Annotated in this window: 1 protein-coding gene; it reads right to left on the reverse strand. The window is 64.4% G+C overall.

From position 1 onward, the window contains the following. A partial coding sequence (locus tag A6013_RS24715; RefSeq protein WP_175437446.1) for a thiamine phosphate synthase occupies positions 1 to 360 on the reverse strand: 360 nt, incomplete at both ends.

Consider the following 360-nt stretch of genomic DNA (forward strand, 5'->3'; position numbering starts at 1 on the left):
CGTGACCGAGGGCGATGTAGGAGGGGCGGGCCGCCAGCGCCACGACGATATCCATATCATCGTGTGTTGAAACCCCAAGGCGCAGCCCAGCCAGGCGAATCGCGTTCAGAACGGTGGATTCCAGATCCACCAGGCCCAAATGCCCGCCGTACGACCGGTGCTTAACGGCCAGCCGCCAGTAGTCGTTGATAAACAGGCGGGCATTGTAGCGATGCCCCCGCGCGATGGCGGCGACGCCGTCGGCCTCCACCTCTTCATCACGCGTATCTTTGATGCGCAGCTGGAGGGTGCGAACGCCGGCCTCCCGCAGGCGGGCGATCCACTCCACGCTGTCCACCACCGGGTAAAGCCCTAAGCGAA

The sequence above is a fragment of the Enterobacter sp. IF2SW-B1 genome (assembly GCF_001743375.1).
GTDB classification, from domain to species: Bacteria; Pseudomonadota; Gammaproteobacteria; order Enterobacterales; family Enterobacteriaceae; genus Enterobacter; species Enterobacter bugandensis.